Source organism: Dapis purpurea BLCC-M126, from assembly GCF_050015975.1.
GTDB lineage: Bacteria > Cyanobacteriota > Cyanobacteriia > Cyanobacteriales > Microcoleaceae > Trichodesmium.
The window spans coordinates 1-22,776 of sequence record NZ_JBNHER010000342.1 but is presented as its reverse complement, the minus strand read 5'-3'; the positions used below and the strand labels follow the sequence as shown (position 1 = coordinate 22,776).

17 protein-coding genes are annotated in these 22,776 nt (G+C 35.1%); 14 read left to right on the top strand and 3 right to left on the bottom strand.

Translation table 11 applies throughout. The features are described 5' to 3' along the window. Window positions 1-44 precede the first annotated feature (44 nt). The 14 genes from ACP6PL_RS31090 to ACP6PL_RS31025 all read left to right on the top strand — a co-directional run bounded on the left by ACP6PL_RS31090 (window position 45) and on the right by ACP6PL_RS31025 (window position 17,748). On the top strand, window positions 45-1,478 hold the full coding sequence (locus tag ACP6PL_RS31090) for an MlaD family protein (protein WP_426549242.1): 1,434 nt from the start codon (window positions 45-47) through the stop codon (window positions 1,476-1,478). Window positions 1,479-2,080: 602 nt separating this feature from the next. Beyond that, window positions 2,081-2,476 (top strand): tetratricopeptide repeat protein, encoded by a 396-nt coding sequence (locus tag ACP6PL_RS31085; RefSeq protein WP_426549241.1) that lies wholly within the window; start codon window positions 2,081-2,083, stop codon window positions 2,474-2,476. A 64-nt stretch (window positions 2,477-2,540) separates the two neighbouring features. Further along, window positions 2,541-6,059, top strand: a complete 3,519-nt coding sequence (locus tag ACP6PL_RS31080) for a glycosyltransferase (RefSeq protein ID WP_426549240.1) — start codon at window positions 2,541-2,543, stop codon at window positions 6,057-6,059. 118 nt (window positions 6,060-6,177) lie between these two features. Next, a complete protein-coding gene (gene pseB, locus ACP6PL_RS31075; RefSeq protein ID WP_426549239.1) occupies window positions 6,178-7,167 on the top strand; it encodes a UDP-N-acetylglucosamine 4,6-dehydratase (inverting) in 990 nt (329 codons plus the stop codon). Then, window positions 7,164-8,330 (top strand): UDP-4-amino-4,6-dideoxy-N-acetyl-beta-L-altrosamine transaminase, encoded by a 1,167-nt coding sequence (gene pseC, locus ACP6PL_RS31070; RefSeq protein WP_426549238.1) that lies wholly within the window; start codon window positions 7,164-7,166, stop codon window positions 8,328-8,330. The genes pseB and pseC overlap by 4 nt, the downstream gene beginning before the upstream one ends. After that, window positions 8,327-9,064, top strand: coding sequence for a cytidylyltransferase domain-containing protein (locus tag ACP6PL_RS31065; RefSeq protein ID WP_426549237.1), 738 nt, complete (start codon window positions 8,327-8,329; stop codon window positions 9,062-9,064). The genes pseC and ACP6PL_RS31065 overlap by 4 nt, the downstream gene beginning before the upstream one ends. A gap of 15 nt (window positions 9,065-9,079) precedes the next feature. Continuing rightward, window positions 9,080-9,727: a pseudaminic acid biosynthesis-associated methylase gene (locus tag ACP6PL_RS31060; protein ID WP_426549236.1), complete on the top strand. Its 648-nt coding sequence runs from the start codon at window positions 9,080-9,082 to the stop codon at window positions 9,725-9,727. Next, window positions 9,711-11,201, top strand: coding sequence for a UDP-2,4-diacetamido-2,4,6-trideoxy-beta-L-altropyranose hydrolase (pseG, locus tag ACP6PL_RS31055; RefSeq protein ID WP_426549235.1), 1,491 nt, complete (start codon window positions 9,711-9,713; stop codon window positions 11,199-11,201). Before ACP6PL_RS31060 ends, pseG begins: the two co-directional genes overlap by 17 nt. A gap of 166 nt (window positions 11,202-11,367) precedes the next feature. Then, window positions 11,368-12,303 carry a hypothetical protein gene (locus ACP6PL_RS31050; RefSeq protein ID WP_426549234.1) on the top strand — a complete coding sequence of 312 codons (936 nt, stop codon included), beginning with the start codon at window positions 11,368-11,370 and terminating at the stop codon, window positions 12,301-12,303. 12 nt (window positions 12,304-12,315) lie between these two features. Then, complete coding sequence (gene pseI, locus ACP6PL_RS31045) at window positions 12,316-13,368, top strand: pseudaminic acid synthase (protein WP_426549233.1); 1,053 nt, start codon at window positions 12,316-12,318, stop codon at window positions 13,366-13,368. Between the two features lie 25 nt (window positions 13,369-13,393). Next, entirely contained in the window at window positions 13,394-16,114 is a 2,721-nt protein-coding gene (locus tag ACP6PL_RS31040; RefSeq protein ID WP_426549232.1) for a hypothetical protein, read from the top strand. 187 nt (window positions 16,115-16,301) lie between these two features. Then, window positions 16,302-16,664 carry a tetratricopeptide repeat protein gene (locus ACP6PL_RS31035; RefSeq protein ID WP_426549231.1) on the top strand — a complete coding sequence of 121 codons (363 nt, stop codon included), beginning with the start codon at window positions 16,302-16,304 and terminating at the stop codon, window positions 16,662-16,664. Window positions 16,665-16,752: 88 nt separating this feature from the next. Further along, a complete protein-coding gene (locus tag ACP6PL_RS31030; protein WP_426549230.1) occupies window positions 16,753-16,995 on the top strand; it encodes a hypothetical protein in 243 nt (80 codons plus the stop codon). A 96-nt stretch (window positions 16,996-17,091) separates the two neighbouring features. Next, window positions 17,092-17,748: a Uma2 family endonuclease gene (locus tag ACP6PL_RS31025; protein WP_426549229.1), complete on the top strand. Its 657-nt coding sequence runs from the start codon at window positions 17,092-17,094 to the stop codon at window positions 17,746-17,748. Between the two features lie 82 nt (window positions 17,749-17,830). Here the strand turns inward: ACP6PL_RS31025 and ACP6PL_RS31020 are convergent, their stop codons facing one another. The 3 genes from ACP6PL_RS31020 to ACP6PL_RS31010 form a co-directional block, all read right to left on the bottom strand. Then, window positions 17,831-20,293 carry an FG-GAP-like repeat-containing protein gene (locus ACP6PL_RS31020; RefSeq protein ID WP_426549228.1) on the bottom strand — a complete coding sequence of 821 codons (2,463 nt, stop codon included), beginning with the start codon at window positions 20,291-20,293 and terminating at the stop codon, window positions 17,831-17,833. Between the two features lie 1,188 nt (window positions 20,294-21,481). Further along, window positions 21,482-22,186, bottom strand: coding sequence for a CADD family putative folate metabolism protein (locus ACP6PL_RS31015; protein ID WP_426549227.1), 705 nt, complete (start codon window positions 22,184-22,186; stop codon window positions 21,482-21,484). Window positions 22,187-22,519: 333 nt separating this feature from the next. After that, window positions 22,520-22,776 (bottom strand): EamA family transporter (locus ACP6PL_RS31010; RefSeq protein WP_426549226.1); only part of this gene is annotated, 257 nt, incomplete at its 5' end.

Below are 22,776 nucleotides of genomic sequence, written 5' to 3'. Positions count from 1 at the left end.
AAAATTTTTACGTTTCAATATCATAAAAGCTTTTTGGGGAAACTATGCGATCGCGAACAACTAGAGAAGGTTCAGTAGGTTTATTAACTTTATTAGGAATAGGTTTATTTGGTGCCTTAATACTTTGGCTCAGAGGAGTAGAATTAGGCAAACGTAGTTATAAATTCATAGTTGAATTTGAAAGTGCATCTGGTATTGAGTTAGGTACATCAGTTAGGTATAGAGGTATTAATGTTGGACAAGTAGTAGAAATCAAACCAGCGCTAAATGGAGTAGATATTACCCTAGAAATTAAACCAGAAGATTTAATTATCCCTCGTGATGTCTTTATTCAAGGCAATATATCCTCATTTATTGGCACTGCACAAATAGATATTATTCCTAGAGGTAGAATACCAGAATCAGAAGTTTCTGCTAATGCCTTATCATCTAATTGTCCCCAAATAATTATCTGTAATAATGACCGTTTACAGGGAGAGGCAGGAATAGAAATGCAGCAATTATTAAGAGCAGGGATACGTTTAATTGACCTCTATAGTGACCCAGAGTTATTTAATAATGTGAAAATAATTGCTGAAAATACAGCTAATGCCTCTGCTGAAGCTTCTAAGTTAGCAAAACAACTCTCTGATTTATCAGAAACTATCAAAAGAGAAATGGGTGGTTTAAGTGAATATTTAAGAGAAGATATCGATAATATAACAGGAATTATTCAAGGGGAAGTGGGTGGTTTGACTCAAACATTAGAAGGAGAAATTGGTGGTTTGACTCAAACATTAGAAGGAGAAATTGGTGGTTTAACTAATACAGTAGAGAGAGACTTAGATAGTTTGACTCAAACATTAGAGAGAGAAGTGAATGATATTTCCAATCAAATAGCTACTGTTACTCAAACCATGAAACAATCTACAGAAAAAGTTTCCTCCGCAGCGATCGCTTCGGCAAATTCTGTAGAGGAAGTCGCTAATAAATTTAGTTTAACAGTAGAGCAGATTAATGCAATTGTTAATACAAATCGTTCGACTCTAGTTGCAACTTTAGATAATATTGAAAAAACAACTGAAGAATTAGCAGTCCTAATGGAAAGTTTAAGTCCGATTATTAGTGAAGTAGAAAGAGGAGAATTTATTGGTAATTTAGAAATATTATCAGCAAATGCAGTAGAAACTTCTGCAAATTTACGAGATATTTCTAGCGATCTAAACAGTCCCACAAACATAATTATGTTGCAACAAACATTAGATTCAGCCAGAGCAACATTTGAAAATGTGCAGAAAATGACATCAGATTTAGACGATCTAACAGGCGATGAAAGATTTAGGGAAAGTCTCAAACAAATTATTAATGGATTAGGCGATCTATTCTCTTCAGCAAAGCAATTAGAGCAGCAAACTAGGATGGCAAAAAATATTGAAAGTTTGTTGAAAGAGAGTAGCAGTTCAGAGATTAGTAAATTGACAGAAAGTAATAACAATTAAGCATTCAGCCGTCAGCTATCAGCTATCAGCTTGAACGGAGATGCTGAAAAAGTCTTTATCCAATTTATTTTAAACAGCTATTTTTTCCTTTTTTTCTTCAATCTTTATTCCTTCTGTCTTCTTTGTTTACAAAAATAATAGTGGAGGCGATCACTATATGAGCAAAAAATAAAGTCTCAAGTCTTTCCTTAGTATGGTTGTAGTTGACTAACCCTTATGGGGTATTACTACCTATTGAATGGGAAATAGCAGAACAAGCAAAATAACAAACTAATCAAGCGGAATTGAAGGCCAATGAAGCAGAATTAAAGGCCCAAAAATTGGCAGAAAAGTTGCGATCGCTAGGTATTAATCCTGATGAAATAATTTAAAGGTTTCAACAATAGCATCAAAAAAATTATTTGCACAGATACAATCAACAATACTTTAGTAAAAATATGAAAATTGAAAACCCAAAATCACTTAAAATAGTAAATATTTGCGTCAAAATATATCTGAATGCAAGTTTCTGGGACAACAGATGGAAGTGGTAGGATGAGCGATCGCTTTTTGCCTCAAATTGGGAAGACTGGAGAAAGTAGGTATTGGGAGAAAAGTAGCCAATGCAAGGAACAGAGAAAGAATATATGGAAGCTCGTCAGCAGCGCAGTAAGACATTGAGAAAGATAATGTCCCTAGTTGGGTGTGTATCTTTTGGTGGTACTGCTTTGTTTGGGATAGCGAATATGTTTAAAAGTGCTTTTCAGGAGTCTTCACAGGTAGAGACGGCAGCAGTTGTGTCCGTAGAGGATAAGTTGCAGAAAACAGCGCGGGGATATGAGAGTGTGTTGGAGCGGGAACCTGAAAATGTGACTGCTTTGGAGGGGTTGGTTAAAGTGAGGTTGGAGATAGGGGATAAGCACGGAGCGATCGCTCCTCTGGAGAAATTAGTGGGGTTATATCCTGAGAGGGAGGATTATAAAGTTGTCTTGGAGCAGGTTAGGTTGGAGGTTGAGTAATAGAGGAAAGAATTAACTTATTCTCCTGTAGACAATTTCTTTAGCAGTATTAGGGTAAGGTAAATTGACTGTTTTAAAATCTTCAGAAATTAACGTTATTGTCAGCTTCTTAGGTCCAAGAGAAGCATACAGATCTATTATTATTTCACCTAAGGAAGTTTTTTGTAGTCCTCACTGTCAAACAGAAATAGACGATGGAAACTATCAAAGTATTCAAACACCTTCTGGAATATATGATATTTCTAAGATTGTAGATAGGCTACCTCCATCTCAAAAACCAGATTTAATAATAGTAAAAGCAGATTCTACAAGAGCTAATTTTCCCACGAACTTACAATCACTATCTTGCCCTAAACTATTAATTTGCGGTAATACTCAACATCTATCAAAACCAATTCAAACTTTAGTCAAATATGCTCTCGAAGAGGAATTTGACTTTATTATGTCAGATCATAAGCGTCATCATCTTCACTATTTTAAAGAAGCAGGTTTTGAGAATGTTTTTTGGGTTCCTGGTTTTAATATTAATCCCTATCTTCAAGAACAAAATTTAACTTCTAAGTACCCTTTAACATTTGTTGGGCAAGTTGGTCAGTTTCACCCTTACCGAAAATCAATTTTAGCTTGTCTAAAACAGTTGAATTTTTCAATTCATCAGTTACAAGCATCACAAAAAAAAGCAGCAGAAATATATGCTGAATCTCTGATTAATTTGAACATTAGTATGAATGGAGATTTAAACCTGCGTGTATTTGAAGTACTCTCCAGTGGTGGTTTTTTACTTACAGATAAACTCAGCCCACAATCTGGATTAGAATTATTGTTTGAGGATAACAAACACCTAGCTTTATTTAGGAATAAATCAGAACTTAGACAGAAAATTAATTTCTTTTTGGAAAATCCACAAATTGCTAGGGAAATAGCATCTAATGGTTGTGAAGCATTTTGGAGAAATTATAAGCCAGAACTGAATATTAAACGAGTCCTTGATTATATTGATGGTAAAGATATTGATCCTATTTACAAGATAGAAGCGGAAAGACGTAGTATTTATATTCATAGTAATGATATAGAAGAATTAAATCAACGTATTTCTATTTATGAATTTATCCAAGAAATACATTTAAAGCAGTCATACATTAAAGTGCTTTGTTGGTCTCAGGTCGATTTGAAAATTATTTGTGATGTAATTGATTTACCACGATTAGATGTAAATATTATTTGTGATGATTATAAAGAACGGGATAGTGATATTTCAATTAACTTATTTTATCAATGTAAAGTTGAGAAGCAAATTACATTTATTGATAGTTTGCAGTTACAGAGTCAAGCTCAATCATGGGATTTAATTATTTTAACAGAGCAAGAATTAGAAAGGATTGGTATCAATCAATTACTGGGTTTAATTAATTTCAAAGATTTGATAATTTTAGAAGATAAAATAAATACTAATGGAAATTCAGAAAGTAAATTTGATAGTTTATTTGAAAGATTTGGATTAGTAAAAAAAAGCAATAATCCTTTAGCTTATTCCTGGAGAAATAAATCAGATTGGGGAACTTTCTTACTAGCACAAGACAAGAATGTAGCAGCTATTAGAGCTTTTGAACGAGCATTACAAGACAATCCCTATGATATAAAAGCGTTAGTAGAGCTTGGTTTACTATATACAAAATTAGATGACTTAACAGAGGCAGAAAAACTATTGCATAAAGCAGTAAGTTTGGAACGTCGAAACCCACTAGCAATGGAAAATTTAGCTAAAGTTTTGATGGGTCTAAACAAATATGATATAGCAGCTAATATACTGGAATATCTACTTGAGATTAAGTCAGAAGAAATTGAACTCTGGTCTTGGCTAGAAAAATGCTATTTACAACAAGCTTTAGAACAGAAAGCCTTAAATATTTATCGTCGCTGCAATTATCTGAGGCAAGGAAAAAATGTAGATAAATATGATGGAAATTTAACAGAGTCAAATCCGAAAATAACTCCTAAAAGAATCTTGGTGATTAATAATCTTTATCCTCCCCAAGAACTAGGAGGATATGGGCGCAGCATTAGTGATTTTGCTAATATTCTTCAGCAACGAGGTCATACAATAAAAGTTCTAACTTCAGATGCACCTTATTTAACTCAAATTATTACAGCAGAACCAAATATTAATCGTAATTTACAATTATTCGGAACTTTTGATGGCGGTGCTAAAGCAATAGAAAATCCCCAAGAAATTCAGATAATTATTGCTCATAATAACCAAATTATTAGGGAGGTAATTAATGAATTTGCACCAGATGTTTGTCTTGTGGGTAATATTAATTTCTTAGGATCTGAAATATTTAAACCGTTTCTAGAAAATTATATTCCAGTTATTAATCATTTGGGATTACCAACCCTTTTGTGTTCCGCCGATAAAATGCCTCAATATAATTATTTTATTTTAGCAACAGCGAGCGAGTATGTAAGGCAAAAAGTCATTAGTCAAGGCTATCCATCGGAGAAAACTATTATTGTTTATCCCGGAGCAAAAGTGAAAAAATTCCAGATGTGTATGCTACCTAACATGGATAAACTTAGGATTGTTTATGCAGGACTAATTATAGATTCTAAAGGTACTCATACCTTAATTGAAGCCTTAAAAATCATTGATGATGAAAATATAGATTTTGAATGTTATATAGCAGGAGATAATAATATTGATCGAGATTATTTTACTCGTTTAAAACAATTTGTTGTTAGAAATGGTATGGAAGAGAAGGTGAAATTTATTGGCTATCTGCAACTAGAAGAACTGATTCATCTTTATAGCTCTAAAAATGTTATTGTGTTTCCATCAATCGGTCCAGAAGCATTTGGCATTTCACCCATAGAAGGGATGGCAGCAGGTTTAACGGCAATATCTACAGGAGTAGGAGGTGGAAGTGAAACAATTGAACATAATGTTAGTGGATTAATATTTCCCGCAGGAGATAGTTTCGCTTTAGCACAAACATTAATTGGTTTAACTAAAGATGTAGAAAAATGGCAAATAATTGCAGCTACAGGCAAACAAAAAGCTCTGAATATCTTCGATATTGAACATTCTGTTGATATTTTGGCAAACAAATTTGAAGAACTCTTGGAACAACGTTGCAGCGATCCTAAATATTTACAAAATATAATTTTACCAAAATTAAAAGCTAGACTGAAATTAAGAAATATTAACTTAATTATCTTTCCAAACTGGAGTCAACCAGAAGAGGTACTAATGCCAGAATTAGAGGTGGCGATCGCCACATTTTTGACCCATCCTCGTAATAGTCAGATGACTTTATTGATTGATACTGCTGATATTTCTGAAGAAGAAGCAAATTTAGCCTTATCTAGTATTGTAATGAATCTAATGATGCAGGAAAATTTAGAGGTAAGTGAAGAATCAGAAATATCTCTGCTAGGCCAAATGAACAAAATAGAGTGGACAGCATTATTACCTTGTCTTCATGGTCGGATTATATTGGCCAATGAAAATTTGCAAGCTATAACCAGAGCAAAAGTTGACACTATTTCTAGCTACAACATTGAGAGCTTGAGTAAATTAATTTGATTGAAATGATAAATCCTTAGTTAATGTGGGGTATCTTAAGTTTATCAGAACTTTGAAAAGTATACACTCAAAAGAAGTAAAAACTTAGAGAAATTAAATTATTGAGAGAAAAAAATAAATGTTTAATGGTAAATCTATTTTGATAACAGGAGGCACAGGTTCATTCGGTAAGCAATGTGTGAAAACTCTTCTGAGTAAACATGAACCTCAAAAGATTATTGTATACTCCCGGGATGAACTAAAACAGTATGAAATGTCTCTGGAATTTAGTTCGCCCGCTATGCGATATTTTATTGGAGATGTACGAGATGCTGCTCGTTTGAAATTAGCAATGAGAGATGTAGATTATGTGATTCATGCAGCAGCACTCAAACAAATTCCAGCAGCAGAATATAACCCAATGGAATGTATAAAAACAAATATATATGGTGCAAATAATGTTATTGATGTAGCTCTAGAATCAGAAGTAGAAAAAGTAATTGCCCTCTCAACAGATAAGGCAGTTAATCCAATTAATCTCTATGGTGCAACTAAGCTAGCTGCTGATAAACTATTTATGGCTGCTAATAATCTTGCAGGGGTTTTAAAGACAAGGTTTTCTGTAGTTCGTTATGGAAATGTTGTTGGTTCTAGAGGTTCAGTAGTTCCGTTTTTTCAGAAACTGATGCGGGAAGGAGCTAATGAATTACCAATAACAGACCAGCGGATGACTAGGTTCTGGATAACTCTTCAACAAGGTGTAGATTTAGTGCTTAAAAGTTTTGCCCGGATGCAAGGGGGAGAAATGTTTGTGCCAAAAATTCCCTCCATGACAATTATAGATTTAGCTGAAGCATTAGCACCAGGAGTGCCTCATAAAATTATTGGTATTAGACCAGGAGAAAAACTGCATGAAGTTATGTGTCCGGTTGAAGCTGCCCATTTAACTATAGAATTTCCTGACCACTATGTAATTCGACCAACAATTGAATATTCAAAAAATTTAGATTACACTCATAACAAGTTAGGTGAAAAAGGTGTAAGTGTTGCCGATGAATTTCAATACAGTTCTGATAATAACACGGACTGGTTGACTGCTAGTCAACTATTAGAAATATTAAAACAATGAATCAGTTTATTCCTTATGGTCGCCAGGATATATCTCAAGCTGATATTGATGCAGTAGTTGAGGTACTGCGATCTGACTGGATTACTCAAGGCCCGATAATAGAAAGATTTGAGAAAACTGTATCAGATTATTGTGGTGCTAAGTATGCTGTAGCAGTCTCTAGTGCAACGGCAGGTTTGCATATTGCTTGCTTGGCAGCAGGTTTAAGTAAAGGAGATATCCTATGGACTTCGCCTAATACTTTTGTAGCTTCAGCAAATTGTGGATTGTATTGCGGTGCAAACGTAGATTTTGTGGATATTGACCCTAATACATACAATCTGAGTGTTGATGAATTAGAGCATAAACTGATTGAAGCAGAAAAGCAAGGCTGTTTGCCAAAGGTAGTTATTCCAGTACATTTTGGAGGACAATCTTGCGAAATGGCAAAAATTACTGCTTTGTCTGAACGTTATGGTTTTAGAATTATAGAAGATGCTGCCCATGGGATTGGCGGATGCTACCAAAGAAAACCTGTGGGTTCCTGTAAATTTTCAGATATGACAGTGTTCAGCTTTCATCCAGTTAAGATTATTACTACTGGTGAAGGTGGTATGGTGTTAACAAATAAACAAGATTTGTATGAAAAATTAATTAGATTAAGGACTCACGGCATTACTCGCAAAGTAGAGTTGATGAAAGAAGAGTCTCACGGACCTTGGTATTATCAGCAATTGGAATTAGGTTTTCATTATCGGATGACTGATATTCAAGCTGCTTTGGGTGCTAGTCAGATGCAACGTTTGGATGAGTTTGTTGAGCGACGTCGATTTTTGGCAGAGCGCTATCATCAGTTATTGCAAGATTTACCACTAATACTACCTTGGCAACATCCTGATACTGAGTCGAGTTGGCATCTTTATGTAATTCGACTGAAACTGGATAAAATTAGCAAAACTCATCGACAGGTTTTTGAGGAATTGCGTCAAGCCAAAATTGGGGTTAATTTGCATTATATTCCCGTGCATACGCAACCTTATTATCAGCAATTAGGTTTTAAGTGGGGTGATTTTTATCAATCAGAAAAGTATTATCAAGAAGCAATTAGTATTCCTTTGTACTATGGCTTAACTGAAAATAATCAAGAAATAGTGGTTAATACTATTCGAGAGGTCTTAGCATGAAAATTGTGATTATTGTTCAGGCAAGAATGACCTCCACCCGCTTACCAGGGAAGGTATTAAAAAAGGTATTATGTAAGTCTCTATTAGAATATCAAATTGAAAGACTGCGCCGAGTAAAGCTGGCAGATGAAATAGTAATTGCAACTACTATAAATGAAGTTGATGAACCAATTGTGCAATTATCTAATGACCTCTCAATTCCATACTTCAGAGGTTTTGAAGAAGATGTTTTAAGCAGATACTATGAAACCGCCAAAGCACATCAGGCAAATGTAATTGTCCGTGTAACTTCTGATTGTCCTTTAATAGACCCAGAAGTTATCGATAGAGTAATTCAGTTTTATATCGATGGTCAAACTGAATATGATTATGTTTCTAATTCTTTAGAAAGAACTTATCCCCGTGGGATGGATACAGAAGTATTTTCTTTTAAAGCTTTACAGGAAGCTTTCTTAGAAGCAATTGCACTGACAGATAGAGAACATGTTACACCTTTTATCCATCGACAACCCCAACGTTACAATTTAGCTAGTGTTAATTACTTAGAGAATCAAAGCCATCATAGATGGACGGTTGATACACCGGAAGACTTCGAGTTAATCAAAAGAATTCTTGAAGCTATTTATCCTAAATTACCAGATTTTACTTTAAAAGATTGTTTAAATTTATTGCATAACAATTCAGAATGGTCAACTATTAATGCTAATATACAACAAAAAAAATATGGTGAATAAATAAAAATAAGAAAAATGACTAATTTAAAAACGGAACAAGAACAATTTTGGTCAGGGGAGTTTGGTGATAAGTATACTGAGAGAAATCAAGGTGATTTAGCATTAGCAACAAATATCGCATTATTTACTAAAATAATCGCTCGTACTCGTTCAATTCAATCTTTAATTGAATTCGGTGCAAATAGAGGCTTGAATTTACAAGCGATTAAACAACTATTGCCTAAAACTAAATTAGCAGCAGTTGAAATTAATCAAGTTGCGGTTACAGAGTTACAAGGAATTTTTGGGGAGGAAATAGAGGTTTACCATCAATCAATATTAGACTTTTCGCCAAAAACTAAATATGATTTCGCTTTGATTAAGGGGGTATTAATTCATATTAATCCAGATTATTTGGAGAAGGTTTATGATTTGCTATATGGCAGTACCAGTCGTTATATTGGCATAGCTGAGTATTACAATCCGAAGCCAGTAGAAGTAACTTATAGAGGGCATGAAGGAAAATTATTTAAGCGTGATTTTGCTGGAGAAATGATGGATAAATTTCCTGATTTAAAACTGCTAGATTATGGTTTTGTATATCATCGGGATTATCAATTTCCTCAAGATGATATGACTTGGTTTTTATTAGAAAAAACTTGGGAAAATGAAGTTATTAATTAGGGTAGATGCTTCTACGAAAATAGGTACTGGTCATGTGATGCGCTGTTTGGCTTTAGCCCAAGCTTTGCAGGATGAGGGTGGAGAAGCTATTTTTGCTCTTGCTACCCACGCTCCAAATTTAGAATCTAGGCTAAGGTCTGAGGGGATGAAAGTAGTTCATATAGATGTGAAGTTGGGTAGCACTGAGGATGCAAGTGAAACATCAGATTTAGCTAATAGTTGCGGTTGTCAGTGGGTAGTAGTGGATGGCTACCATTTTCTGGGGGAGTATAAGCGCCAAATTAAGGATGCAGGGTTAAGCTCATTGTTTATAGATGATTACGGCAATTCAGAATATTATTATGCTGATTTTATCTTAAATCAAAATGTTTATGCCCATGAGGGATTTTATCAAAATCGAGAGTCTTACACAAAACTTTTATTAGGCACTAAATATGCGCTGTTGAGACGAGAATTTTGCCAATGGCAAGAATGGGTAAGGGAAATACCACCAGTAGCTAGAAAAATTTTAGTGACTCTTGGTGGTGCAGACCCCGATAATGTTACTCTTAAAGTTATTCAAGCTTTGCAGGAGGTGATAATTGATGGGTTAGAGGTGGTTGTGGTTGTGGGGGGAAGTAACCCTCATTACGAAGAGCTTTTAGCTGCTGTAGAAAAATCAGAGGTGTCCATAGAGTTGAGAAAGAATGTAACAAATATGCCGGAGTTGATGGCTTGGGCAGATATAGCGATCGCTGCTGGAGGTTCAACTACCTGGGAATTGGCTTTTATGGGATTACCCAGTTTGCTAATAGTTTTGGCTGATAATCAAAGGGCGATCGCTGAGACACTAAACAAAATAGGAGTATCTGTAAATTTAGGGTGGCATAGTGATGTTTCGGCAAATTGTTTATCGCAAAATATCACTCAATTAATCAAAGAGGAAAAAAAGCGATCGCAAATCACTAAACTTAGCCAACAGTTAGTAGATGGTGATGGTAGCAGTAGAGTCTTGATGGAACTAGAGGCCAAAAAGCTAAGATTGAGAAAAGTGGGTTACAGCGATCGTAAATTGTTGTGGGATTGGGCTAATGAAACGACTGTGCGCGAAGTTTCATTTTCATCAGCAAAAATTCCCTGGAAAAATCATGTCCAGTGGTTCGATTCCATGTTAAAAAACTCCAATTGCATAATGTACATTGGTGTTAATCAAGATGATTCTCCTGTAGGACAAATTAGGTATAACATAGAGGATGGTGATGCAGTAATTTCCATTAGCATTGCTAGAGAATTTCGCGCTCTAGGTTATGGGACTAAATTGATTTGGCTAGCCTCTGAAAAAATATTTGACGTTACTCGTATTAAAAAAATTCATGCCTACATAAAAGCTAGCAATTATGCCTCAATTCGAGCTTTTACAAATGCAGGTTTTTTACAGGAATCAAAAACTAAAGTGCAAGGGCAGTTTGCTATTCATTTAGTTAAACAAAGATAATAATTAGATTGGTTAAGACAAGGTATGAAAGAGATTAAAATTTTAATAAAAATAGCTAATTTCTATTCTGCGTTTATTGTTATCGAAACCTCTAGTAACCAGAATTAATTACTATGAGATAGCTTTACTGGTAAAATGGAGAATTAAGTAAAGATTAGGGATTAAAATGAAAAATCTGACAAATTTAGTAGAAGAGCTGAAAAAGCTTTATTCTCAAAATGTCAACCTTATTGAATACCTTAATAACCGCAAAGATTGTAATAGTTTAAACCGACAAGAAAAAATTTCTTTGTCCTATGATATTCAGGCAGGTTCCTATGCAAAAGCTTATAATAGCTCTGAGAAAATTAGGGAAATAAATAGTAAATCTGGACAAAAAATTGCGCAAATTTTAGAGGAAATATCACCCAGTACAGTTGTAGATGCTGGTACAGGAGAAACAACTGGTTTGGCTGATGTCCTCTTAAATATCAAACAAAAAAAAATAGAGTTTGCTGCTTTTGATATTTCTTTAAGCAGACTTTTGTATGGCAAGTTATTCTTAAACGCTAAGGGCTTACGAATACCTCGTTTATTTACCTCTGATTTAACCAAAATATCCCTAGCTGAAAATTCTGTAGATTGCATTATGACTCGTCACGCTATTGAGCCAAACGGAGGTATGGAGGATGTTATTTGCCAAGAATTTTATAGAGTAACTAAAAAATATGTTTTACTAATAGAACCATCTTGGGAGTTTGCTAGGGATGAGCAAAAAGAAAGAATGCTTCGTCATGGTTACATTAAAAATTTACCAGGAGCGTTGGAGCGAACTGGGTTCAAAATACTGACTCACGAACCTTGGAATTGGAATGTTAACCCATTGAATATTGCTGCTCTTATCTTAGCTCAAAAATCAACTACTATTAAAGATTATGATTTTAAAGACTTTCAATTTACTTATCCATCAACTAATTTGTTACTTAAAAATGTAGAAGATGGATTGTACTGTCAAGAAATGGGAGCTTTATTTCCATTTGTTCAAAAGATAGCTTGCTTACTCGAAAATCAGGCTTTGCTTACTACTAGATATTTGGAAGCTACTGAAAATACAAGGTTTTAAATAAATTGTCCTATGCGGGAAATAAATATTCAAGAGTGTAAAATAGGTTCTAAGCATTCCCCTTTTATAGTTGCTGAAATGTCAGGCAACCACAATCAGTCCTTAGAAAGAGCCTTAGAAATCGTAGAAGCAGCGGCTAAAACAGGGGCACAGGCCATCAAACTGCAAACCTACACTGCCGATACCATGACTCTTGATATTAAAGAAGGGGAGTTTTTTATTGATGACCCCAAGAGTTTATGGCAAGGTAAATCTCTACACGATTTGTACAAACAAGCATACACTCCTTGGGAATGGCATCAACCTATATTTGACCGATGTCGGGAACTAGGAATTATTTGCTTTAGCACCCCTTTTGATACTACAGCAGTGGATTTTCTCGAATCATTGAACGTTCCTTGCTACAAGATTGCCTCTTTTGAAAATACTGATTTACCTTTGATTCGTAAAGTTGCTAGCACTGGTAAACCGATGATTATTTCTACTGGTATGGCAACTGTTGCAGAGTTGGATGAGACAGTGCGGACAGCTAGAGAGGCGGGTTGTCAAGATTTAATCTTGCTCAAATGTACAAGCACTTATCCTGCTACCCCAGAAAATAGTAATATTCTAACAATACCCCATTTACAAAAACTTTTTGATGTTCAAGTAGGACTGTCAGACCACACGATGGGCACTGGAGTAGCTGTAGCCAGTGTTGCTTTGGGTGCGACGGTAATTGAAAAGCACTTTACTTTAAGGAGAGCTGATGGTGGAGTTGATTCGACTTTTTCTATGGAACCAGAAGAGATGGCACAGCTTGTGCTAGAGTCGGGAAGGGCTTGGCAGGGCTTGGGTAGGGTGCAATATGGTCCTATTAATGCGGAGAAAGGTTCTTTGGTATTTAGGCGATCGCTTTATGTTGCCCAAGATATGAAAGCAGGAGATATATTTACCCCTGAGAATTTGAAGGCAGTGCGGCCAGGGTTAGGGTTGCCTCCTAAATACTACAAAGTTTTAATAGGAAAATCAATTAATCGAGATACAAAAAAAGGAACACCTATAAGCTGGAATGTAATTGGATAAGTTCAACTAATCAGGAGTTAAAATAATGTCAAAAGATAAAAAGATACTTTTTTTTGCACCGTATTCAGGTCCTTGGGCATGGTTTCTGCACACTCGTGTTGATGCGGTTTTAGCTACTTCATTACAGATACGAGGGTGTGATGTTTTAGTGGTTGGTTGTGATGGAATTTATCAAGATTGTTATATTATCAGAGGAGTTGGAGATAGAAAACAAGAATTCTGTCAAATTTGTTCTCAAGCAGGTCATAAGTTCTTTAGTGAAGATTTTAAACTCCCCTACATACAACTGCGGGAATTTATTACAGATGAAGATTATCAAGTAGCTTTTGAATGGTTAGAAACAGTTAACCCATCAAATTATCGTCATGCTGTTTATCAAGATTTAGCTCTAGGAGAGTGGGTTAGTTCATCTATTTATACTTTTTTCAGAATAACAGCCAGAACTTTGTCAAATCTTGATGTGAGAAAAGTTCATAGACAATATCTGATTGATGGTTTATTAACGTATCGAGCTATTTCAAAAATATTCTCTGATTATCAACCTACAAATATGTTTTTATTTGGGGCACGTTTAGCTCCATACCGGGTAGCATTTGAAACTGCTCGGAAATTCAAAATTGATGTTATAGTCCAAGAAAAAGGTTATGTAGATGGAAGTTATAGATTTTTTGATAATCATCATTGTTTAAGTCAACAACTACTGATTGATTTTTGTAATGCTTGGCAAAACACACCTCTAACTCAATTTGAATTAGAAGAGGTGAAACAGTATTTTGTCGAACGTGAATCTGGGCAAAATATGAATGGAGAAAAATATTATGAGTATAAAACAGAATATATTGACGTTTTAAATAAGCTGAATATACCACTAGATGCTAAAATTTTCGCTATCTTTACATCTAGTGAAGATGAGCTAGCAATGTATGAAGAATATGAAGGAGTTACTAAACAGCTAGATGTTATAGATTCTCTGATAGAAATATTCTCAAAACGCAATGAATATCTAGTAATTAGACATCATCCGAATATTTGGGGAGGAAGATTTAACCAAGGGGAAATTGATTTTCTATCACGAGCTTATAAGCAAGCACTATCAGCTCCAAGTAACGTCAAAATTGTTATGCCATCTGAGGAATTAACTTCCTATGCTTTGCTATGGCATACCGATGCTGCTATTAGTTTTTTTAGTACAATGTCTATTGAAGCAACAGTTAGAGGTATTCCTACTGCATCATTTGAACGTTCTATATATAGGCAAGCTTTGAGATATACTATTAATAGCTCTGCACCAGAATATCTAGAAAAACAAGTTGATTACCTGATGTCAGAATTGGCTAAACCCACTTTAGAAGATTTGAGAAAATTATATCGTTTTACTCATGCCTATTTCCATAAATTTTCAGTTAAGTTTAGTTCATTTGATACTAGGTCTATAAAATATGAGAGTAATGAAGAACTAAAACCAGGGAACGATCCAATATTAGATAAAGTGTGCGATCGCATTATTGATGGTTCTTCTATGTATAACTTACCTAATGTAAATTGTGTAGATGAGAAGGAAATAGAAAATGAATTCTTGTTTCAAGAACTTCAAGAAATTACACAAGAACAAAAAAAAGTTAAACTACATACATTAGAAAAAAGCCATGTACAATCATCCTTACCATTGGGGATTATTTATCTAGATTTTCATAATGACTCAGAAAATAAACAGGTATTATCAAACTGGAGAAAACGACTCAGATATCAAAATATAACTTTTCATAATTGTGATAACTGTCAAGGTAAAAATCATCGTGATATTATACAATTACTATCTAATTGCTTAGAAAACATTGAGGAAGATTATGTTCTAGTAACAAACAGTTTTATCCAACAATATAATGAGTCTTTAGGATTATCAGAAATGGAAATTTTAACTGCTAATAATAATGAAATTATTCAGGGAGTATTATTTGGTGGTTGGCTTCCCTTTTCTCAAAGAACTACTGAATATAGAATTTTTACTAAGCAAACTATTTTTACTATTAAAGATTTAGTAACTACAAAAGAATATAAACAGGCAATGGCAAGCTTGCCATTGCTTTATTATGTTCCAATTAGCATATTGGGATTTACAATTATTAGTAAAAATAGACTGCTCAGTATTCTCAAAACTGCTCAAGAAATTTTGATAGTTAGTCAATTATCTGAATATTTATTTCAAATGGTGGTAACATCAGATTCTGTTCATAAACTTGAGTTGCCAATGTTAGTAGTTGATGATAATTCAATTACTTTTCAAGAATTGTGGGGAAAAGATTTAGAAAATGTACTAGGGGAAAATTTAAGATTAAGAGATATAAACCTGATAATTTTCCCTGATTGGAAACAACCGGAAGATGATCTATATGAAGAAATAGCAAGTGTAATTAGAGCTATTGCAAATAACCAAAATAAACAAAAGATTACTCTGCTGATTGATACTACTAATATTTCTGATGAAGATGCTGATATGGCAATATCTGGAATTGCTATGAACTTGTTGATGGAAGAAAATTTGAATGTTGAGGATGGACCGGAAATAGCCTTAATTGGAAAAATGGGTTGGAAAGGTTGGCAAGCTCTTTTAAGATTGAGTTCTGGTAGAATTATTTTGAAAAATGAAAATAAAGCAATTATTAGCAGTATTGAAGCTGATGTAGTTCCTGTATTGAACTTAGAAAGTTTTACTGATGAAGTATTACTTCCAGAAAAGAGGGAGTAGGTGGAAAAAATTGATTATTTATACACGATAATTTATTTCCTATTTTTATTATTGGATATGTATACTAGACAGCTAAAAATCAAGATAAAATTTGACTATGCAAAGCACAATAGGTACTAAAAAATATAGGGAAAAATGAAACCTAATAAATGAAGATTAAATTGTTGATTAGATGTGGTAGCTATTTATGTCCAAAAGTAATTTTTATAATTCCATTGAGTATACTTTAAAGATTGGTGATTGGCAGCAAGTAATCTCTCTTTGCTCTACCAATATGGTACAAAATCCAGAGGAGCCTAATATACCAGTATATCTAGGAATTGCACACTCTCGTATTGGCAATCTTTCAGAAGCTGCAAATTTTTTTAAAAGAGCTTCTGAACTATTGCCTAGGGATGTGAATTTTCAAATTACAATAACAAAATTGTTACTAGAAATAGGCAAAAATAAAGAAGCAAACAATATTATAGAAACAGCAATAAAAATTCATGGAAATTGCCCTGAATTATTAGTGCAAAAAGGTTGGATTAAATTAAAATCATATAATTAAAAGTAAAATTACTCTCCTGATAGATAATAGTAATATTTCTGCTGAAGATGCAGATTTAATTTTATCTAGCGTGGTGATGAACTTGTTAATGGAGGAAGAATTAGATGTAGATGAGGGACCAGAAATTCTTTTAGTTGGGGAGTTGAATCAAGTGCAATGGTCTACTTTAATTCCTCAATTGCAAGGTATGATTAAGTTGGATAATGAGAATGAGGAAGCGATAATGCTCTGTATTACTAACGCGATCGCTCAACTCAAAGCAGAAAATATTCCTGTAATTGAACTAGATCGCCTGTCAGAAAAAATCCATAGTTTTCAGACCAAAGAATAGGAGATTAGTATTACCTCTAGCCACAAATGAAAATTCAGTATTTTAAGCTTCCTACTTTAGTAGGAGATACTGTTAACTAATAAACTAATAACTGAAATGACATTTTCACTACCTAAAACCTTAAATTATCAATTGCCTCCGCTAGAAAATGGCGATCGCTTAACCAGACCAGAATTCGAGCGTCGTTACCAAGCTATGCCAGAACTTAAAAAAGCTGAATTAATTCAAGGAGTCGTTTATATGGCATCTCCCTTACGTTTTCAACCCCACGCCGAACCCCACGGTAATATCATTGGTTGGTTATGGACATACAAAGTTGCCACACCTCAAGTGCAAATGGGAATTGAACCAACAGTTCGCTTGGATATTGATAATGAACCACAACCGGATGGTGTCTTGCTAATTAACCCGGAAAGTGGCGGTAACTCAAGACTCAGCAATGAGGGGTATATAGAAGGGGCACCGGAACTGGTTGTGGAAATTGCTGCTAGTAGTGCAACTATAGATTTAGGGGATCAGAAAGTTGCTTATCAGCGCAGTGGAGTACAAGAATATATTGTCTGGCAGGTATTTGAGCAAAAAATTGATTGGTTTAGTTTAGAGGATGGGGATTATATTTCCTTAGTACCGAATGAACGGGGAGTAATTTGTTCTCTGGTATTTCCAGGATTGTGGTTAGATGTGTCTGCTATGTTGAGAGGAAATATGCAGCAAGTGTTGGAAGTTTTGCAAACTGGAATTAAATCAAAGTAGCAGATTGAATATAACCCCACCGTGGAGACTGGTGGGGTAGTTTATTAAAATAGCTTTAGAAACAAAGATGATACTTCTTGAATCAAACGAGGGTAAAGTTAGCTTCTGTAAGATTAGCAACAGATAAATTCAGTGTGGCCAAAACCTCATCACCAGCAATAATTTCGCTACCTTCTAAGGTGAGCTGCTGGAAACTTAAACCTGCTGCCAAACCAATTAGGTCTTCCCCCAACGCAAAATCAATAATAGTGTCAGTTCCTTCTCCAAGTGCTAAAACAAATGTATCAGAACCATCACCACCGTTGAGTATGTCTTGGCCTAAGCCACCGTTGAGCAGATCATCGCCCTTACCTCCCCAGATAGTATCATCTCCTGCTTCACCCCACAACTGGTCATTACTCCTGCCACCTAGGATACTGTCATTATCTGCACCTCCAAAGATGCTATCAATTCCATTTTCGCCCAAGAGGAAGTCATTGCTACCACGACCATACAGGTGTTCGTCACTATCGTTGCCCATGAGTATATCTTCATTAAAACTGCCAAAGAGCAAGTCTACTGAGAATCCATTTTCCTCCATAAAAGCTCGCACGCCACTAGCAAAAAAGCGATCGCCTTCTGTCTCACTCAGCACGTTAGCCTCTATCAACTCCGTAATAGCTCCATCAACCTGCATTTGATAGTCATTGGGACCTTCAAATTCCCCATCAAAGCTCACAGGAATTTCTGGAAAAAGCAGATTCTCACCCGCTTGGACATCATAAAGACGGTTGCGAACTCCCCCAGTCCAAAGCACTTCTACTGTACCAGTTTCTGCTGTACCCAAACCAAAATTAGCTACCAAGCTATCTTGAGACGCATAGCTTGAGCCTCCCAAAATAGGATTTATCGCTGTTTTTCCACCTGAAGGAGTAAAAAATACCACTGCGCCAATACCATCACGGTTAGCCTGGCCATTTTCAGTAAGACCAACCGTTCCCAGAGTTTCAACTGCAACCCAATTGTTGCTATTATCACCACTGTTTAACTCTATAGAGAGAGTTCCATCTGTAAATTCTGCTCCACTCCACACAAATTCATCAGGATTGTCTGTAGGGATAAAGTAGGGAAGAACTCTAGCAATATCATCCAGTTCTGAATCCAAAAGAAACGGGTAAGGTTCAAGTGGGACAGATTCAGGGATATCAAAATTAGACACCGATACGATATCTGAAAAACCATCTTGGTTGAGGTCTCCAACGGCAACTCCCTGAACATTGCGCCTTACATGATTAGTTGAACCAGCAATAGCATCAAAATCGTAAGAAAAGTTAGCTGTACCATCATTTTTCAGAATCGTGCCTGGATTTGATGCGTCAACGAATATGCCTATATTGTTTCCCCCATGAAACACAATGTCTGTATCGGCATCATTGTCATAGTCGAAAGCTGAAGTTCCCCATCCGAATGGAGTCTCAATCAGTTCCCCTAGGCCAGGATCTAAGAAGGTACCATCGTCTTGTCCAAGGAACCATTTAGAGTCAAATAAATCAACTGGTCCATTTAGTAAAAGACTCTCAGTATAGTCTCCAAAGTTTGTGACAAAAATATCTAAATTACCATCTGCATTGAAATCACCGAAGGAAAACCCCATCCAAGCCCCTATTTGATCGAGATTAGTAGCCTCAGTGACATTCGTAAATGTTCCGGTTCCATCATTGTTAAAAATCTGAATGTAACCGACATCTACACCACCTAAGTTACTCGGACGATAAACACCTTGATCGTCAGCGTGGATTATATCCAGGTCACCATCAAGATCGTAATCTACCATGGCGATCGCCCAAGTAATAGTAGCAACTCCTGGTCCTGGCACTAAGCTACTAAGGTTAGTTAAACCAGAGCTATCGCTAACATCCTCAAAAACATTATTTCCTCGGTTAATTAACAGTTGGTTAGGCTCATTCAGGCCAAAAGGCACGAGCTGAATAGGAAGCTGATTATCCCAGTTGAAGGTATTTGCAATGACAATATCAAGGAGTCCGTCACCATCAATATCTCCAATGGAAGAGGATGTAGAATAGCTATTCTCTCCCCCAATATTGCTCTGTTCCGTTATATCAATAAAAGTACCATTTCCTTGATTCTCAAACAGCAGATTAGGGGAACTGTGTCCTAGAACTAGCAAGTCCAAGTCACCATCATTATCAATATCTCCATAGGAGACACCCGTACTATCTTGATTGATGGCTGCTACCCCTGCTTGAGTTGCAACATCAATGAAGCTAATTTGACCTGTTTCCTGTAATTGATTTTGGTAGAGGCTATTACTGGCTCCTGGACCATTAGTGACGTAAATATCTAAATCATTATCGCCATCATAGTCAAAAACTCCCACACCTGGTGCTCCACGTGACTTAAGTGGAACAGAGGAAAGATTGTCTAGTATCAAAGGCTGTTGCCGAATTTGATCGAAAATTTCTTCCCGTAGAGATTCCCGACGACGATAGGTGATAGCAGTATTGGGATCTGTCGCAATATCGGTAAAGCTAATTTGATCGTTCATCTAAAAATTCTTGGTAGTTTGAAAACTAATGGGGTATGTTTAACAGGACTTACGAAGTACCGCTATATATAGCGTATAATTTTGTCATTATTCAAGATATACCCACTATAATTAGTGCCGTTGCGTAAGTTCTGTTTAAAATTAAACAGCTTTTAGTCTTTCAAATTAGGCTTTAAGGACAATTAAAGACTTTAGATTAAGATATCTTGAAATTGACTAAAAACAAGCTTTAACTACTCTTCCTAAGTCCTGAATCCTGGCAAAACCCTAGGTATTTGTAGCAAAAATTTATCATTTTTATTATTATATCATCATCATGTTCAATTAAAGACGGCATTATTGCTAAATATCATGTTCAATTAAAGACGGCATTATTGCTAAATAAATGGAGGTAGTCAGGAGTCAGAAATTTTTACCTAACTGAAGGGTGGAAAATAGGTATGATTTCTACTCGAAACAATTAACTATTGACTTATCTTACCAATTGAGTTTCATACCTAATTGCTGAAGAAATGTATGATATTGTTGTAGGAGTCAGGAATCAGGGGTGATATCAAATCCCTCCCAAATCTGGCCAATCTATCCTTATGAGCAACTATAACTCGTTGGATATCGCCTTTTAATATTTGAGACAAATTGAAGTATCGGTCACCACTCAGCTAGCCTCCTATGTCGGAACTGCAAACTTCAACTATCAGCTTCTAGCAGCGTGTATAGAAGCAATTTGGTATCTTTTGAGAAATAAGGTATATAGTTAAATAGCGATAGAACTCTGTTCCGCTTTCCTGCGGAATGCTACGCAAACGCTATAAAACTACGTTTCGTTTTGCTTTGGCGGAGCCTAGCGGCAGCTATATCGCGCTCTTATCATAAACAAGAGTTGTGCATATGCCATATTCAAGAAATAATGAAGTCTGAAAGTAGATATTTTTAGATAATTCTTTTCTTAATATATATACAGTTTAAAACCTATTATCATTCTTTAAATGTGGAACCCCTTGTTTTTACTTTTGCTTGAGTAACATCAAATATCTACCTTATTGCTAGAGCAATAAGCAATACTACGACGCTTTAATTTATAACTATTCAACCGGACTTGATATAATATATTGACGAGACTAGAAGTAGATATACAAAACTTCTAGTCCCTGCTTAGTTAAGCTAATTATTCAAGATATTAACTAACAATTAATTCACAGCTTGACAATATTCTTCATAAACACCATCAAGCAATAAATTCAAAGCATCTACCGCTTTGGCTGCTGCTGTTAATGCTTCCTGTTTTTGAGCATCAGTTTCACATAGTTTTACCAATGCTTCTTTTGTAACTTTGCTGTGAATTTCATCAGCTTTTTCATGTACTTTAAAAAATGATAGAGCCGCTTCAGAATTAATGCCATAAAATTCTTTCAAACCAGCAATTTTAGTAGTGGCAACTTCGGGAATTTGTGACTCATAAGCATAAAGAGCTGCTAAACCTTTAGCCGGATTTTCACTACGAGCTAACTCCTTGAGAATACTTACAGATTCCTTAGTTTTTGCTAAATGTTCGCGATCTTTAACTGCTTCTCTTTTTACACCCAAACCTTCAGCAAAACGTAACCATAATTCAGGGTGATTTGCTGCTCCCATTTCTTCTTCAATCAAATTTTCTAAGAGCATTTTCCGAATTTCTAAATCATTACAAGCTGCATGAGTAGCACTAACATAAGTAGGGAAATAATGAACTTGTAGATAATATTCTTGAGCGTACTCTTGCAACATTTCTAAAGATAGTTTTCCTTCATTCCACATTTGATAGAATGTGTGCTTAAGTAAATGTTGTTTTTCAATAATCTCATCGAGTAGGGAAATGAACTCTTGTGCAGTTATTTGTTTTTCTTGAAGCAACATACTTAATTCGCTTAATTAATGGTTAGATATGGATGTTAGCACAATTTTCTGACTTGTCAAGAAGATAAAATATTTTTTTAATAAAGTAGATTAGAGCCTAAATATTTTATCTGTACTTTTAAAGAAAATATTTATAGTAGATATAAATAAATAAACTGTATTTATTAAAAGTAAATTGCTTGATTTTAATTATCCTATCAAAACTAATGGTAAAACTGAGACGCTTTATCCTTTAGTTTTACCTCCAGAGTTTGATAAATTGCAATAGATAATTATAGTACTAATTCTGATAGAGATTTTCCATAAAATGTCTCTAAACTATTTTTTTATTTACTAGGTTTCTGAGTCTCCTAAACGTCTATGTTCCTGACTCAACAACAAAATACCCACAGTAACAATAACTATACCCAAAATTTGCAAACCATTAATAGTTTCTTGAATAGTTAACCATGCTAAAATTGCTGTCAGACTGGGATTAGTCGCGCCAATAGTTGCTGCAGTAGTAGCACCTATTAACTTAATTCCATAATTAAACCAGGACTTACGCAAAGACACTATATATAGCGTATGCCAAATAGAGCGATGTAGCT

Bases quoted from the DNA above. Each gene is read 5' to 3' on its own strand.
- ACP6PL_RS31090 (WP_426549242.1), top strand. From the start codon at position 45: ATGCGATCGCGAACAACTAGAGAAGGTTCAGTAGGTTTATTAACTTTA.
- ACP6PL_RS31085 (WP_426549241.1), top strand. From the start codon at position 2,081: ATGCAAGGAACAGAGAAAGAATATATGGAAGCTCGTCAGCAGCGCAGT.
- pseB (WP_426549239.1), top strand. From the start codon at position 6,178: ATGTTTAATGGTAAATCTATTTTGATAACAGGAGGCACAGGTTCATTC.
- pseC (WP_426549238.1), top strand. From the start codon at position 7,164: ATGAATCAGTTTATTCCTTATGGTCGCCAGGATATATCTCAAGCTGAT.
- ACP6PL_RS31065 (WP_426549237.1), top strand. From the start codon at position 8,327: ATGAAAATTGTGATTATTGTTCAGGCAAGAATGACCTCCACCCGCTTA.
- ACP6PL_RS31060 (WP_426549236.1), top strand. From the start codon at position 9,080: ATGACTAATTTAAAAACGGAACAAGAACAATTTTGGTCAGGGGAGTTT.
- pseG (WP_426549235.1), top strand. From the start codon at position 9,711: ATGAAGTTATTAATTAGGGTAGATGCTTCTACGAAAATAGGTACTGGT.
- ACP6PL_RS31050 (WP_426549234.1), top strand. From the start codon at position 11,368: ATGAAAAATCTGACAAATTTAGTAGAAGAGCTGAAAAAGCTTTATTCT.
- pseI (WP_426549233.1), top strand. From the start codon at position 12,316: ATGCGGGAAATAAATATTCAAGAGTGTAAAATAGGTTCTAAGCATTCC.
- ACP6PL_RS31040 (WP_426549232.1), top strand. From the start codon at position 13,394: ATGTCAAAAGATAAAAAGATACTTTTTTTTGCACCGTATTCAGGTCCT.
- ACP6PL_RS31035 (WP_426549231.1), top strand. From the start codon at position 16,302: ATGTCCAAAAGTAATTTTTATAATTCCATTGAGTATACTTTAAAGATT.
- ACP6PL_RS31030 (WP_426549230.1), top strand. From the start codon at position 16,753: ATGGAGGAAGAATTAGATGTAGATGAGGGACCAGAAATTCTTTTAGTT.
- ACP6PL_RS31025 (WP_426549229.1), top strand. From the start codon at position 17,092: ATGACATTTTCACTACCTAAAACCTTAAATTATCAATTGCCTCCGCTA.
- ACP6PL_RS31020 (WP_426549228.1), bottom strand. From the start codon at position 20,293: ATGAACGATCAAATTAGCTTTACCGATATTGCGACAGATCCCAATACT.
- ACP6PL_RS31015 (WP_426549227.1), bottom strand. From the start codon at position 22,186: ATGTTGCTTCAAGAAAAACAAATAACTGCACAAGAGTTCATTTCCCTA.